Here is a 14,939-nt window from a genome sequence, read left to right on the forward strand (position 1 = left end):
GGTGCCTGTTCTTCCAGGTCACCGGCCCTTTTGTATTCCGCCAGATTCAAGATTGAGGCTTGATCGGCTCGATCGTCACGCGCTGGTCGATCGACGGCCGGAAGCCCTTCCCGGCGGGCTTGAGCGTGATCGTCATGATGGCGCGAATGATCTCCCGGCGGGTGCCGACCCCGAGCCCTTCCCAGACCTTCCGCGCCGCGTCTTCGGACTCGACCCCGGCGAACGCTGCCAGGGGCGAGACGTCGGCGACGTCGGCAAGCTGACGTTCGAGGTCTTCGATCCGGACCTGAAGCTTCTTCGCCCGGCGAAGGTACTCGGGACGATCGACAAGCCCCATGTCCCGATCTTCGCCAAGCTGAGCCTTGCTCTCGCGAAGGACGGCCACCTGACCGCGAAGCTTGCCCGCGTCCACCGTGCCCTGAGACGGCTTGATCAGGTCGGCCGCGTCCCGAGCCAGGATGACGACGGCGAGCCCTTCCACGAGCGCGTCAAGCTCGCCTTGCGGCGCGGTCGCGTGCGGTCCGGGGGCGCGTCCCGTACCGCCCTGGCATGCGTAGATCGGCCGGTCCCGCTTGCCGCTCGATCCCGTCACGCGGACCACAGCGCCACACGGGCACGTCGCGATGCCGGACAGAAGGTGACGGGGCGCGACGCCGGGGTTCGTCCGCCGGTTCGGGTCGCTGAGCTTGCCCACGATCACCCAGAACTCATCAGGGGTCACGATCGCGTCCCATGGCGCGGTGCCGACCACGTCACCAGGGCCGTACGTCTTCCGGCCGGTGCCCTTCTTGTGGACCATGAGCCCGGCGTTCCGGGGGCGCATGAGCACGTCACGGACGGTCGGCGCGGTCCACTGGCCACCATCGGCCGCCGGGATGCCGTCCGAGCGAAGGTCACGGGCGATACCCGCGACGCTCGGACCCTTCGGCATGCCGAAGGTCGGCAGCAACACCACGTCCGCCATGCGCCGGATCACGGCCGTCTCGAACTCGATCGGGCTCACGCCGTCGTCCGCGAAGCCGTACGGGCGACGGCCGCCCCCGAACGAGCCTTCTTCGGCCTGACGCTGCCGAGCACGGCTCACGCGGCGCGCGGTGTCCCGGCTCGACTTGTTCGCGGCGGCACACATGATCCGGGCGACCATGATCCCGGAATCGTCGGTGAGCTGACATGAGCCGGTCAGGCTCTCGCACGTCACCGCGAACCCCGAGCCGGTCACGATGTCGATCGTGTCTTCGAGGTCTCGGGGCTGACGGGCGAGCCGGTCAATGTCGAGCACCACGAGCACGTCAACGGCACGGGTGCGAAGGAGGTCGTTCGCCTTGTGGAACTTCGGCCGGTTGGTCCGGCCGGTGCGCTTATCGACCTTGTACGCGCTCGTGTCGTTCTCGATCAAGATGTGGGCTTCGTCGAGAGTCCAGCCACGGGAAGCGACGTACTTCCGCATGTCCGCCACCTGATCATCGACACCGGCCGTCTCGTCAATCTCGGCATCGGAGATCCTTGCCAGGATTGCCGCTCGCTTCGCCATGTCCCATGCTCCCTTGTGCTTGACCGCTGGTCACAGCGTATGCGGGAGAAGCGTCGGAATCGAGGGTTGAGCAAGACCACCACCATCAGCATGCTCTGCACGCTGGTGAACCCGACCGGCGGCACCGCCACGGTCGCCGGGCACGACGTGGTCAGGGAGCGCGACGAGGTCCGCCGCAACATCGGCCTGGTCTTCCAGGACCCGACCCTCGACGGCTACCTCAGCGCCGAGCAGAACCTCCGCTTCCACGCCGAGCTGTACGGCGTGCCCAAGGCCATCGTCGGCGACCGGATCAAGCAGGTCATGGAGATGGTCGCCCTCTGGGACCGCAAGGACGCCAAGGTGATGACGTTCTCCGGCGGCATGAAGCGGCGGCTGGAGATCGCCCGCGGTCTGCTGCACTCGCCCCGGGTGCTGTTCCTGGACGAGCCGACCGTCGGGCTCGACCCGCAGACCCGCGCGGCCATCTGGGGCTACATCAACCAGCTCCGGATCAGCGAGGACATCACCATCTTCATGACCACCCACTACATGGACGAGGCCGAGTACTGCGACCGGATCGCGATCATCGACCACGGCGAGGTGGTGGTGATCGACTCCCCGGAGAAGCTCAAGGCCAGCGTCGGCAAGGACCGGGTGCAGATCCACACCCGCGACGACGAGGCCGCGATCAAGGCGCTGCGTGACCGGTTCGGCCTGGAGGCGGCCGTGCACGAGGGCGCGGTGACCTTCGCGGTGGCCTCGGGCGAGGAGTTCGTGCCCCGGCTGTTCGCCGAGCTCGGCATGCCCATCACGGCGGTGAGCGTGTCGCGTCCTTCGCTGGACGACGTGTTCATGTCCTACACCGGTTCCACGATCCGCGACGCCGAGGCCGGCGACGACAACAACATGGCGTGGATGCGCACGATGGCGAGGCGATGACCATGACCACAGAGGCGATCAGGGTGCGGGTGCCCGCCCGCAGCGCGGGTCACGACCTGCGCGCGGTCAAGGTGGTGCTGCACCGCGAGCTGCTGCGCTTCCTCAACGACCGCACCCGCATGCTGTCCATGCTGCTGCAGCCGGTGCTCTGGCTGTTCGTCATGGGCACCGGGCTGGGCTCGCTCGTGCAGGGGTCGATCCCGGGAGTGGACTTCCGTACCTTCATGTACCCCGGCATGATCTCGATGACGGTGATCATGACGGGGATGTTCTCCGCCGGGTCGATCGTGTGGGACCGCGAGTTCGGCTTCCTGCGCGAGATGCTCGTGGCGCCGGTCTCGCGCGCCGCGATCGTGGTGGGCAAGTGCCTCGGCGGCGCGATCGTCGCCACCGGGCAGGGCGTCATCATCCTCGCCATGGCCGGGCTGGTGGGCGTCCCCTACTCGCCCGTCCTGATGCTCACGCTGCTGGGCGAGATGTTCCTGGCGGCGTTCACCATCACCGCCTTCGGTGTGATGCTCGCGGCCCGGATGAAGAACATGCAGACGTTCTTCGGGCTGATGCAGATGGCGATCATGCCGATGATGTTCCTGTCGGGCGCGATGTTCCCGCTGGCCAACCTGCCGTCGTGGCTGCACGTGCTGACGGTCGTCAACCCGATGACGTACGCGGTGGACCCGATGCGGCAGGCCGTCTTCGCGACCCTGGACGTGCCACCGGCGGTGAACGCGACCCTGAACCCGGGGGTGCAGTGGTTCGACTGGCAGGTGCCGATCCCGGTGGAGCTCGGCCTGGTCGCGGCCCTGGGCGCGGTGCTGCTGGGCGTGGGAATCGCCCAGTTCAGGCGCGCCGACTAGCCCTGCCTGGTTGGAGCGCCAACAAAGGTCTCGTGTTCGAATGCGGATGGGCATTCACGGACGGTAACTTTCCAGATGCATGGTGCGACATTCCTCTATGGAAGGGAACCCCCTATGTTCAGCCTGCAAGCTCGAATGAGTGACTTCGAAGTCAGGCTTTCGGCCCTCGAGTCTCGTACAGTGAGCGGCGTGCCTGACTCGACAATCGCAGAACGTTTCACCACTCTTCACGAGCGGGTGGACGCGGTCGCAATCAATCTGCTCGACAAGATCGATGAGCGATTCAACCAGCTCAGCGCTCAGACGGATGCGCGGTTCGCGCAGGTAGACCAGCGGTTCGAGCACATGGACCAGCGGTTCGAGCAGGTGGACCAGCGGTTCACCCAGGTGGACGGCCAGCTCGGCGAGATCAAGAGCATGCTGCTGAGCCTTGGCGCGACGGCCCCCGCCGATCGGGTCAACTGACGTGACAGAGGCCCGGGACACATTCGTCCCGGGCCTCTTCGTTTTACGGGGTCAGCGGATCACGCGGACGTGGTCCGAACGGCTGGCGTCGCCGTTGGTGTCCTCGTCGCCGCCGTAGACGAACCTCCACCGGCCCGAGTTCCAGGCCCGGACCTTGGTGAAGAGCCTGCCGCTCTCGCTGGACCAGGTGGACTTGACGTACCGGTAGGAGTCGGAGCCGTTGGCCTTGAAGAACAGGGCCACCTTGCCCCGGTAGCCCTCCCAGTCGCCCTCGTCATCGACCTGCAGCGCGGCCCTGATCCGCAGGAACTCGCCGCGCTCGACCGGCTCCGGGTAGGCGTTGAACCCGATGACGCGGCTGTCCGCCTTCTCCTGCTGCGGTTCGACGACCTTGACCCAGGTGGGTCGGCTCACCGAGCCGTCGACCCCGCGAGCGCCGCGGAATTCCGCCCGCCACCAGCCGGACTCCTCCGCGGTGGTGGAGGCCCAGAAGCGGCCGTGACGGTCGGTCACGTCACTGGTGACGTACTTCCAGTGCCGGGAGCCGTTCGCCTTGAACCTGATGGTGACGCGCTGGCCGGGCAGGGCGCGGGCGTCGGTGCGCAGGGCGCCGGTGAAGCTGAGCCGGTCGCCCTGGTCGACGGGCTCGGGGCGGGCGTCGAAGTCGACGATACGGCTGTCACGGTCTCTGACCCTGACGCCGACCCGTGCGGTGTCGCTGACCGAGCCGCCGGCCGCGGAAGTGGCGGCGAACTCGGCCCGCCACCACCCGGTGGCCTCGGCCCGCACCTGGGCGGCGAACCAGCCGTTGCCGCCGGAGGTCACGCTGGTGACGTTCCGGAAGGTGTCGGAGCCCCTGCCGCGGAAGGCGATGGTGACCTTCTGCCCGGCGAAGGCCTTGCCGTCGACCTCGAGCCGGCCGGAGACCCTGACGTTGTCGCCCGCGTCGACGCGGCCGGGGTCGGCGTCGAATCCAACGATCTTGGTGGTGGGGAGCGCCTTCTTGACCTCGAAGGCGCCCTTGGTGGAGGCTTCGCCGTCGCCCTTGGCGAGGGCGAGGAAGTTCCAGGTGCCGGCCGAGGCGGCGTCGAAGGACTTGGTGGCGGTCCACCGGGTCCATTCGCCGCGCTTCAGTCCGGCATCGGCCTTCACCGGGGTGAAGACCCCCGCCTGGCCGGGCGCCTTGAGCTGGAACTCGGCGCTGGTCGCGCCCTTGGCGAAGAACGTGAACGTCGCCGTGACGGCCTTGTCGGAGACGACGATCGGGGATGCCGGGCTCAGCTGGACGTTGGAGATCTCCGGTGCCGCGGCCTGGACTTCCGCCGACGCGGGTGACGTCAGGGCCAGCGCCCCGGCGCCCATCGCGAGCACGACGGTTACTACACGGATGCGTTGTAACATGCGGGTTTCCTTTCTGGATACCCCAGGGGTTTCAACGCGGCATTTGAGGGTGCCACGTGTTTCGTCTCAGTAGACGCCGCGACAAGGCCCAAAGTTCTCAATTCTGACAATCCGTCATAGATCTATGTCAAAAGGACCGGTCCAGAACATCTCCCCGCCGACTGGCAGACGTGAGAGCCCACGGAAGACATAATCGGCTTTGTGGCGCGCGACACAGTTGAGACTCATTTCATTCAAGCGGTGGCGACTCTTGAGACGGGCGCGGCCCGAGATCCGGCGAATCCCATCCGCGAGGGGACCGCTCTCACCGGCGAGCGGTGCCACGCGCTCTACTGGCGCCAACTCGACAGCCGGCTGCTCGACATCGCCGCCCGCTGGCTGCGGGAGCAGGATCTGGGCTTCTACACGATCGGCTCGGCCGGGCACGAGGGCAACGCGGCCGTCGCCGCCGCCCTGCGGCCCGACGACCCCGCCCTGCTCCACTACCGCTCCGGCGCTTTCTACCTGACCCGGTCGGAGCAGGCGGGACGGCTTCCCGACCAGGGCATCCGCGACGTCCTGCTGGGCCTGACCGCCTCGGCGGAGGAGCCCATCGCGGGCGGCCGGCACAAGGTGTTCGGCCACCCCGACCTGGCGGTCATCCCGCAGACCTCCACGATCGCCAGCCATCTGCCGCGAGCCGTGGGGGTGGCCCTCGCCATCGAACGAGCCCGCGCGCTCGACGCCGGCCAGGCGTGGCCGGACGACGCGATCACGGTCTGCAGCTTCGGCGACGCCTCGATCAACCACGCCTCGGCGCTGACCGGTTTCAACACCGCCGCCTACGCCACCCACCAGGGACAGCCGCTGCCGATCCTGTTCGTGTGCGAGGACAACGGCATCGGCATCAGCGTCCGCACGCCCAAGGGCTGGGTGGCGGCGGCCGCCCGCCGACCCGGCATCGAATACTTCGCCGCCGACGGCTGCGACCTGGCCGACGCCTACGACGCGGCCCAGCGCGCCGTCTCCTACGTACGCACCAGCCGCTCCCCCGCTTTCCTGCACCTGTCCACCGTGCGGCTGATGGGCCACGCCGGCTCCGACGTCGAGGCGGCCTATCGCACCCAGCGGGAGATCCGCGCCGACCTGGCCCGCGACCCTCTGCTGCGGACCGCCCGGCTGCTGGTGGAGGCGGGGGTGACCACGCCGGAAGAGCTGCTCAAGCGGTACGAACTGTCGCGCGAGCACGTCCTGCGGATCGCACTGGAGACCACCCGCAGCCCGCGACTGGCCTCCGCCAAGGAGGTCATGAAGCCGATCGCGCCGCGCCACGCCGACCTGATCGCCAAGATCAGCCCGGTCGCGGCGGAGAGCAGTGTCAGAGTGAAGGCGTTCGCGGGCGCGCTGCCCGAGACGGAGCAGCCAATGACGCTCGCCCAGTCGATCAACCGCACGCTCGCCGACGCGCTGGCCGTCTACCCGGAGATGATGGTCTTCGGCGAGGACGTGGCCAAGAAGGGCGGCGTCTACGGCGTCACCCGGGGCCTGCAGAAGCGCTTCGGCGGCAGCCGGGTCTTCGACACGCTCCTCGACGAGCAGTCCATCCTCGGGCTGGCGCTGGGCGCGGGGGTGTCCAAGCTGCTGCCGGTGCCGGAGATCCAGTATCTGGCCTACCTGCACAACGCGCTGGACCAGATCCGCGGCGAGGCGGCCACGCTGTCGTTCTTCTCCCAGGGCGCCTACCCCAACCCGCTGGTGGTGCGGGTCGCGGGCCTGGCCTACCAGAAGGGGTTCGGCGGCCACTTCCACAACGACAACGCCGTCGGCGCGCTGCGGGACATCCCGGGGCTGGTCGTCGCCGCGCCGTCGCGCCCGGACGACGCCTCGGCCATGCTGCGCACCTGCCTGGCGGCGGCCCGTACACAAGGCTCGGTCTGCGTGTTTCTGGAGCCGATCGCGCTCTACCACACCAGGGACCTGTTCGACGCGGGCGACGGCGGCTGGCTCGCCCCGTACGCGCCGCCCGCGCGCTGGGCGGAGACGCACGTGCCGATCGGCCGCGCCCGCTCCTACGGCGACGGGCGCGACCTGACGATCGTGACGTTCGGCAACGGGCTGCGGATGAGCCTGCGCGCGGCCGTACGGCTCACCCAGGAGGGGGTCAGCTGCCGGGTGCTCGACCTGCGCTGGCTGGCGCCACTGCCGGTGGAGGATCTGGTACGGGCGGCGGAGCTGACGGGCAAGGTGCTGATCGCCGACGAGACCCGGCACAGCGGCGGCGTCTCGGAAGGGGTCGTAGCCGAGCTCGTCGGCGCGGGGTTCCAGGGCCAGATCGCCCGCGTCACCTCGGCCGACAGCTTCATCCCGCTGGGCGCCGCGGCCGACCACGTGCTGCTGTCGGAGGAAGAGATCGAGGAGGCGGCCCACAAGCTGCTGAGCTGACCGCCTCGGCCCCCGTCCCCGGCCGACCGCGTCCTGGTGCTCGACGTGGGCCGGCTGGGCCCCAGCACGAACACCGCCGACGTCCGTACCGATCTGCTGCTGGCACTCGGCATGCCGGGCGAAGGCGGGTGAGAGTCTCGGTGCAGCCGGCGCGGGTAGTGGTGGTGCGGATGCGGCCGATGGCCGCGCCAGGAGCCCATCGAGAGGTACGTACGCATGAGTGACATCAGCAAGGTCGCCACCCGCCCCGACTGGTACGAGCCGTACAACATTTCCCAGGCCATCCGCGCGAACGGTCTCATCTTCGTCTCGGGTCAGGCCGGATTCGACGAGACCGGAGCCACCGTCTCCGGGGAGTTCCTGGAGCAGGGCAGGCAGGCGTTCCGCAACGTGGAGACGGTGCTGGCCGCTGCCGGAGCCTCCTTCTCGGACGTCGTCAAGGTCGGCATCTTCGTCCGCGACATGGCGGCCAACCTCGACCACGTGATCCAGCTCCGCGGGGAGTTCCTGACCAAGCCCTACCCCGCTGACACGCTGATCGAAGTGGTGTCACTTGCGCAGCCGGACTGGCACATAGAGGTAGAGGTCATCGCCCTCGACCGCAGCGGCGGAAAGTAGCGGCACAGGCGGGCGACAGTGGAGCAATGCTCAAGATCTTGGCTCCCGGCCTTCCAACGCGGGACACGTTCGCCTGCTTGGAGCCGGCCACGCTCGCGTTCAGCGGCTTCATCAGATCCAGCGCCTGGCCGTCGCGATGGCGGCCACCCGGTGAATACCTGCCCAATTAGCTAAGTTGACCGCACCTCATCCGATGCTCACCTGGGAGTGACAGCCGTGCGGCGACAGCACAAGGCCTTCCAGGCGATCGAGGTCGGCGACGGCGGCGACGGGCGGTGGGCCGCCTACGCCCGGGCCCTGTGGCAGGAGATGGAGGGCCTGCTGACCGAGGAGGGCCGGACTCCGGAGGGCGCGGATCGTGTTCGGGCGCTGTTCCGTGCGCACATGCCGGAACTGGTCCCGGTTCTGGACCGCCTGGCCGGCCAACTCGACCGGCCCGAGGCGGAAGCCTTCCTCACGCACGCGGCACTGCGGCCGTTCTCCCAGGCCTGCACCCAGATCGGCCAGAACGGCACTCTGCTGCGCAACTATGACCTACGGCCCGATCAGTGCGAGGGGACCATCGTCTCCTCCTGCTTCCTGCGCCCCGTGATCGGGATGCAGGACATGCTGTGGGGCTTGCTGGACGGGATGAACGACGCCGGTCTCGCGGTCTCGCTCACCTGGGGCGGACGTTCCGTCTACGGACGCGGCTTCGCCATTCTCATCCTCGTGCGCTACCTGCTCGAGACGTGCGACGCCGTCGATGAGGCGGTCGACAGGCTGCGGTCCCTGCCGGTCGCCGTCCCCCAGAACCTCACCCTTGTCGATCCCAAGAAGGCGATGACGGTGTTCGTGGGACCGGACATGTCCTTGACGGTGGCGCCGGATGCCTGCGCCGCCAATCACCAGCACCTGCCGGTGACCGCCGATCAGGAGCGGGACTTGCGGACGCAGGAGCGGCTGCGCGCCATACGCGCCGCGGGTACGAACGTGGCGGCAATGCTGAAGCCGCCGCTGTATCGATCCGTCGACGAGCAGGGGGCGAGAACGCTCTACACCGCCCACTACCGGCCCGTCGAGGGCCGGGTGACGTACTACTGGCCCGGTGAGTCCTGGCAGCAGTCCTTCGGTGACTTCGCATCCGGAACCCGCACCGTGACCTTGGGCCGGGCCGGCTGAAGGGCTTCCCACCCCTGCACGAAGATCTTGCAAGAACGTGAATGCACCCGCCGCCGACAGGCCCATCCTGTGCCGCCACGGCCTGTTCAGGAAAGGAGTACAACGGGTCGACCCTGCGCGCGCACTACGGCCTGCCGCGCCCCGACAGCCAGTACGCCTGAGCTGCCTGGCGGTCGTGGATCCTCGCCCACACCCTGTGGCCCACCTCCTCGTCGCCCTCGCATCCGACCTGGTCGGCGAGCGCGGCCACGATGGCCAGGCCCCGGCCGCGCTCCGAGGTGGTCCAGCACCGCGTGCCGAAGCGCGGCACGCCGCCCCAGCCGCAGTCGTAGACCGCGAGGGTGATCGTGGCGGTCGTACGGGTGATCTCCACGATGAAGGTTCCGCGAGAGCGGCCGCTGGCGGTGTGGTGAACGGCGTTGGCGCTGAGTTCGGCGACGATCTGTTCGGCGTCCTCCTGGCAGGGGGCGTCGGCCAGGAGGTAGCGGGCGAAGTGGCGGGCGTGAGGGATCTGGTGGAGGGCGCCGGGATAGGTCCGCCGCCAGGTCATGCCGCCCGGGTGCAGGTCGATCATCGCGTCGATGTGCTCGCGGAGGACCGGGCCGGACGGGTCTGCGCTCGGGTCCTGGTCACGCTGCCGGGGGATGAGCAGGGGTACGTCCGCCCGTTCGGTGGTGTTGTGCACTGGTGGCTCTCCATGGACACGTAGGGGTTCGGCTTCTGGCCTCTACGTTGGCCCATCGGGCGCGCTGCGCGAATTACCACTCCGTCAGTACGGGTAACCAGCCTCGCATCACTGTTGACCTGCGCGAACACCTACCCGGCCAGGATCGCGGTCCCGCTGCGGCCCGAATCGCCGCCCTGCCACGCTTTCTGTCCGTGACTCTTGCTTTACTGTGCGTATAAATCGGCGTGGAGGTGGTGGGGATGTCCAGCGACAGTTACCGAATCCTGGTGCAGGCTCGCTCCTGGAGTAAGCGTCTACGGGAGAAGGGTTACACCTGGGACCAGATCGCCGAGGTGCTCGCGCTCACACACGAGGTGAGCCCGTTGCGGCTCTACCGGCTCGCCCACGGCCGCACGGCGACCGACGTGATCGCCATGGTCAGCGACGCCGACCCGGCGGGCACCGCCACGCTGCGCGAATCACGACTGTACGAGCATGAAGCCTGGCCACAAGCGGGCCGCCGACCACCGGCCCGTCTCCTCACCACCCTGGCCGAGATCTACCAGACCACATCCCGGAGCCTGCTGTCCGCTGAGGTCATGGCCTCCTATGACGCCACCGATCGCACCATGATCAGCGACACGGACTTCCGCCACCTCGACGCCAACCAGCCCACCCGGCGGAATCGCGACAATCGTGTCACCCCGCAGACCGATGCAGGACACACCTCCTCGGGCAAGACAGCATGGGACGCGCCAGCGTGCGTGCGGTTGCTGCGCGACATCGGTGTCGAGGAGAGCGATGTGAAGCGACGGGAACTGCTCTTCGAACTGGCCCTGGGGCTGGGCGGAAGTCAGGCACTCAACGTGCTGCGTGTCCTCACCCCTGAGGAAGAGGAACGCCTGGCCGGAGTACTGCGCAACACCTGGCGGATGGACGAAGCCACCGTACGAACCCTTGAGAAGATGACGTTGCACGTGCGGCGAGCCGACGATGTGTCCGGCCCCGCGACGCTGCTGCCTGTGGTCAATGGACAACGGGCAGCGGTCGGCAAGATCCTCGCACGTGAGTCGATGGGCCCGGGTTTGCGTGATCGCCTCCTCGATACGTACGCGCAGCTGTCACAGTTGGTCGGCTACCTGACCTACGATCTGCTCGACTATGCGGCGGCCGGGCAACCCCTGCGCGACAGCCTGCGCGTGGCGCTCGACCTCGGCGACCCGACGTTGATCGCCTATGTGCACTACTGGCTGGGCAGGATGGCCACTGATCAGAACCGAACGGCCGCCGTCTTCGACCATGCCTTCGCCATCCAGAGCTGGGCCACCCGATCTCCCAGCAAGCTGCTGTGCCCCCTGTACCAATCACTGTTCGCGCTCGCCTACGCCGCCGAAGGGGATGCCACAGCGAGCGCCCGCGCGCATGACAGCGCGCTCGCGTCGGCCGGAGCGCCGAAGGACAACGAACCGGCGTACTTGTACTGGATCTCGCCATCGGTGATGGAATCCAGGAGGGCCACCTTGCTGGTTCGGCTGAATCAGCCCAAAGACGCGGTTAAGGCGGCCGAGGGCTTCCTGGCCGAGCATGACGCCAGGTTCAGGAGGCGTCATGGATTCGTGCTCGCCCGGTACGCTGGCGCTTTGGCCCAGGCCAAAGAGATTCCCGAGGCCGCCACCCGGCTGACCGAGGCCGCCGTCATCACCAGGCAGCACAGCTCAGCCCGACTGGCCGATGAGATCAACCAGGCCCGGGCCCGGCTACAGCCTTGGGCGGACACCACCTACGTCCGCCAACTGGACGAGACCCTGCGATTCTGCGGCTTGAGGTGAACGTCGGCTCTACCGGTCACTTGGGCTTGTCCAGCAAGAGGGGCTTGAGCTGGCGGAAGAATTCGGTCGCGTCCGCAAGGGAGTCCCGGCCGGGTGCGCCTTCCATGATGTTGATGGTGAGAAGGCGCTCGTAGTCAGGCGTCCAACCGTAGACGAAGGCTACGGTTTGATCCTTACCGTTCATCCGCCGTGCTGCGAAGCCTGGCCCCAGTTCGGCGGGTAGGTCAATCCCTTTAGTGGCGGCCTTGGTGTTCTCCAGGTCTGCCGAGTCATGCGGGGACGGGTCGAAGACTTCGATCAAGAGTCCCCCTCCGTCTTCTTGGCCCGCTTCCTCATGAACCGAACATGATGCTAGTTTTCGACCTCCATCCGCCTTGGTCCCGTAGGCGGTGTAAGCACTGAGACCAGTGGCGATTTTGATGGCATTCGCCGAGATCAAGTCACATTCTTGCGGGGCAGCGGTCACATTGCCCAGCGGCCGGTTATCCGGCGGCGGAGCGGGTGGAGACGAGCAGGCGGCTGCCAATACGAGGACTGCGAGGACTGAGACCGTCAACCACTTCGTCATGAGCCGCTTCCGGAATAGTAATCTGTAGCATCCCTGAAGCCGGCCGCGATTGATTCACTCGGCTGACCAAGGACACGACCGGTTGCGTTTACCCCTAGCCACTCTTCATAGTCCTCGCGCTGGTCAGCATTCATTTCGGCCCAGGGAATAAGTTTCCCATCGGCTAGGAAGTAGCCTTCCGATCCAGGGGCGAAGTCCTTGTGGTAATGCGGATGCGTCTCCGCTGGCACGGATGCGTCCCCGAAGAGGCCGTGGCGCATCATCGCCGCCGCCGTGAGATCAGTGAACATGTGTTTGGCGGCTCCCGTTGCCGTGTCCGCGTCCGCACGTGCGTGTTGCTCATGGCTTGACTTTATCTCTCCGAAGATCTTCCCCTTCGCGGAGTCGACCAGGAGTCCGACAAACTTACCTTGCGGCCCCGGCGCCAGTCCGACCACTTTCTCAGTTATTTCCTTCCACGTGGCGAACCGCGCATCGTTCTCCTTCGCTGCTTTGATGTCGGCGATGTTGGCGGCATCGGTGATCACCCATGTCGTCATGCTGAGACTTCGCGTGGCCGTGGCAAACTCGGCGCCTTCGCTGCGGCTCATACGTTCCTCAAGTATTTCCTGCCGCATGGCGTCGAGTTGCTGTTCGGTGGCTTCCGGGTGCGACTTCCGCCACGCCTCGAACTCGGCCTTGACCTCGACTGCGATCTTGCCGGCTACTTCGTCAAGCATCTTGGTGGCGTACTGCCCGTGCGCGACGGCCACGGTTTTGAACGCATCATCGCTCTCGAAGGCCCAGGTCATAACCTTCTGCATATCCTTCGCGTTGAACTTGGCGCCATAGGGTTCCTCGCCGCTCAGATTCTTGTCCGCGTCGGAGCCTGTCACCACGCCCGGCATTTTCGCCGTGAACGACTGTGTGTCGCGGTGCACGTCGCCGGTGTACTGCGCGAGGACCTTGCCGAGGTGGGCGCGGGTTTGCGGAAGGTTCGCCTGGGCCTTGGGGTCGCTCCAGAAGTGGACCGCCCACGAGGCGATCAGCGCCGACTTGTAGCCGCGCGAGTCCCCCGGCGGCAGGTCGTGGTCGCGGAATTCGGTGCTGGCCACCTCGATCGCCCAGCCGAGATCCGCGTCGGCGTCGCCTTGCCAGGGGTGCTTCCGCATCAGGTAGGCCAGCGGCCGGCGTTGTGGGTCGGTGAAAAAGTCCTGGGCGACGGCGGGATGGTGGGCCAGCGCGGTCAGAACCGTGCCCATGGGGCTGAGGTCGCCCGGCGTGATGTCCTTGGGGCCGGGCATCGTCCAGGGGTCTCGCGGGAGGCTGAGGTCGGGCGGGTGAGCCACGTCCTGGTCGTAGAGCTTCTGGGCCACGGTGAGCAGGAACCTGTGGTCGAACTCGCCGTCCTGGAGCAGCTTCTTCACCGCGAACGCGTCCTGCGGGTTTTCGACGTTCTCGACCAGCCGATCGGGATAGTCGTCGGCCAGCCTCATCCGGCCCACGCCCCGGGAGGCCGTACCGAGCAGGGTGCTGAGCATCGTGCCGAGCCGTTCCTGAAGCGCGACGTCGTGCTGGAGCGGGCGTTGCGACGGCGGCAGGTCGGAGTCGTACGTCCTGGCGAGCAGAGCTTTGAGCTCGCGCGGCGGGATCTCCTTGGCGAAGGCCAGGGCGAAGAACGGGTCGTTCTTGTGCCGCTCGATCTCTGCCACCGTCTCGGCGTCCAGCGAATGGCTCCCGACTTTGTCCCGGAGCCTCGCGGCCAGCTTCTTGGCGGCTGCCGCGCCTTCGGCGGGAGACTTCGACAGCCAGTCGGATTCGCTGGCCCACAGCATGCCGCCCTTGCCCAGTTTGTGGTCCGGTTCGGCGAGGATCAGGTCGAGGCGACCCTGGAGCGCGGGGATCTGGTCGCTCATCTGGCGGCCGATGCCATGCAGTGCGGTCGGGCCCCACAACTGGATGTCCAGCGAGGTCAGGGTCCGCTCCACCTGCCGGCCGATGTCCGGGATGGTACCGCTCACCCGCCTCATGCCATTGATCAGCTGCGTCATCAGCGTGGGGTTGATGCCGAGCTGGGGACTCATCGCGTGGGCGCTCCCTTGGCCTGGTCGGACGGTTGGAGCGAGTCCAGCAGCGACAGAGCCCGCGTGAACAGGTCCTTGAAGCCCCGATCCCACGCCCGCAGATCGGCGGCGAGCCTGTCTCCGGCCTGACCTTTGATCGCGCCCTCTTCGACCAGGCGAACCAGCGCGACCACGTCGTTCGCGTGGTGATCGCGCAGTTGCTCGATGTGCCGCCTCGCGGCGTCGATCTGTTCCTGCGTCGCCATCATCGCCTGGTCTCGCTGATCTCGGGGACGCCGGGCCGATCGCATCGTAACCGCGAGCTGGGACGCGGTGAAGCCGAATACTGCGAACCCAGCGAAATGGCTATGGAACAGGAGCTTCTGGTCTATACCCCGTATGGGGTTATGGCTTAGCCACACACAGAGAACCGGTCGATACTCATTGCCGCCTTAACG

Annotated in this window: 13 protein-coding genes; 7 read left to right on the top strand and 6 right to left on the bottom strand. The window is 67.3% G+C overall.

Going from position 1 to position 14,939, the window contains the following annotated elements; genetic code table 11:
- Positions 1-46: 46 nt before the first annotated feature.
- A complete protein-coding gene (locus OHA68_RS41610; RefSeq protein WP_327105143.1) occupies positions 47-1,531 on the bottom strand; it encodes a recombinase family protein in 1,485 nt (494 codons plus the stop codon).
- A gap of 66 nt (positions 1,532-1,597) precedes the next feature.
- Between OHA68_RS41610 and OHA68_RS41615 the strand changes: the two genes are divergently transcribed.
- From OHA68_RS41615 to OHA68_RS41625, 3 genes are all read left to right on the top strand, one after another.
- Complete coding sequence (locus OHA68_RS41615) at positions 1,598-2,452, top strand: ATP-binding cassette domain-containing protein (protein ID WP_327105144.1); 855 nt, start codon at positions 1,598-1,600, stop codon at positions 2,450-2,452.
- Entirely contained in the window at positions 2,449-3,309 is an 861-nt protein-coding gene (locus OHA68_RS41620) for an ABC transporter permease (protein ID WP_327105145.1), read from the top strand. Before OHA68_RS41615 ends, OHA68_RS41620 begins: the two co-directional genes overlap by 4 nt.
- Positions 3,310-3,498: 189 nt before the next feature.
- Positions 3,499-3,774, top strand: a complete 276-nt coding sequence (locus OHA68_RS41625; RefSeq protein ID WP_327105146.1) for a hypothetical protein — start codon at positions 3,499-3,501, stop codon at positions 3,772-3,774.
- A gap of 51 nt (positions 3,775-3,825) precedes the next feature.
- Here OHA68_RS41625 and OHA68_RS41630 read toward each other — a convergent pair whose 3' ends face one another.
- The gene (locus OHA68_RS41630; protein WP_327105147.1) at positions 3,826-5,175 is read right to left on the bottom strand and encodes a hypothetical protein; all 1,350 of its coding nucleotides are present in this window, start codon (positions 5,173-5,175) and stop codon (positions 3,826-3,828) included.
- A gap of 240 nt (positions 5,176-5,415) precedes the next feature.
- Between OHA68_RS41630 and OHA68_RS41635 the strand changes: the two genes are divergently transcribed.
- The 3 genes from OHA68_RS41635 to OHA68_RS41645 all read left to right on the top strand — a co-directional run bounded on the left by OHA68_RS41635 (position 5,416) and on the right by OHA68_RS41645 (position 9,375).
- Complete coding sequence (locus tag OHA68_RS41635; RefSeq protein ID WP_327105148.1) at positions 5,416-7,596, top strand: dehydrogenase E1 component subunit alpha/beta; 2,181 nt, start codon at positions 5,416-5,418, stop codon at positions 7,594-7,596.
- A gap of 216 nt (positions 7,597-7,812) precedes the next feature.
- On the top strand, positions 7,813-8,214 hold the full coding sequence (locus OHA68_RS41640; protein WP_327105149.1) for a RidA family protein: 402 nt from the start codon (positions 7,813-7,815) through the stop codon (positions 8,212-8,214).
- A 216-nt stretch (positions 8,215-8,430) separates the two neighbouring features.
- Positions 8,431-9,375: a C45 family peptidase gene (locus tag OHA68_RS41645; RefSeq protein ID WP_327105150.1), complete on the top strand. Its 945-nt coding sequence runs from the start codon at positions 8,431-8,433 to the stop codon at positions 9,373-9,375.
- Between the two features lie 124 nt (positions 9,376-9,499).
- Here the strand turns inward: OHA68_RS41645 and OHA68_RS41650 are convergent, their stop codons facing one another.
- Positions 9,500-10,060, bottom strand: coding sequence for an ATP-binding protein (locus tag OHA68_RS41650; protein ID WP_327105151.1), 561 nt, complete (start codon positions 10,058-10,060; stop codon positions 9,500-9,502).
- A gap of 242 nt (positions 10,061-10,302) precedes the next feature.
- On the opposite strand from OHA68_RS41650, the gene OHA68_RS41655 reads away from it, so the two are divergent.
- Entirely contained in the window at positions 10,303-11,871 is a 1,569-nt protein-coding gene (locus tag OHA68_RS41655; protein WP_327105152.1) for a hypothetical protein, read from the top strand.
- Between the two features lie 16 nt (positions 11,872-11,887).
- Here the strand turns inward: OHA68_RS41655 and OHA68_RS41660 are convergent, their stop codons facing one another.
- The 3 genes from OHA68_RS41660 to OHA68_RS41670 all read right to left on the bottom strand — a co-directional run bounded on the left by OHA68_RS41660 (position 11,888) and on the right by OHA68_RS41670 (position 14,750).
- Positions 11,888-12,172 (bottom strand): hypothetical protein, encoded by a 285-nt coding sequence (locus OHA68_RS41660; RefSeq protein ID WP_327105153.1) that lies wholly within the window; start codon positions 12,170-12,172, stop codon positions 11,888-11,890.
- Between the two features lie 263 nt (positions 12,173-12,435).
- Complete coding sequence (locus tag OHA68_RS41665) at positions 12,436-14,502, bottom strand: hypothetical protein (RefSeq protein WP_327105154.1); 2,067 nt, start codon at positions 14,500-14,502, stop codon at positions 12,436-12,438.
- Positions 14,499-14,750, bottom strand: a complete 252-nt coding sequence (locus tag OHA68_RS41670) for a hypothetical protein (protein ID WP_327105155.1) — start codon at positions 14,748-14,750, stop codon at positions 14,499-14,501. The genes OHA68_RS41665 and OHA68_RS41670 overlap by 4 nt, the downstream gene beginning before the upstream one ends.
- Positions 14,751-14,939 lie beyond the last annotated feature (189 nt).

Origin of the sequence: Nonomuraea glycinis, assembly GCF_035920485.1 — a bacterium.
GTDB lineage: Bacteria > Actinomycetota > Actinomycetes > Streptosporangiales > Streptosporangiaceae > Nonomuraea > Nonomuraea glycinis.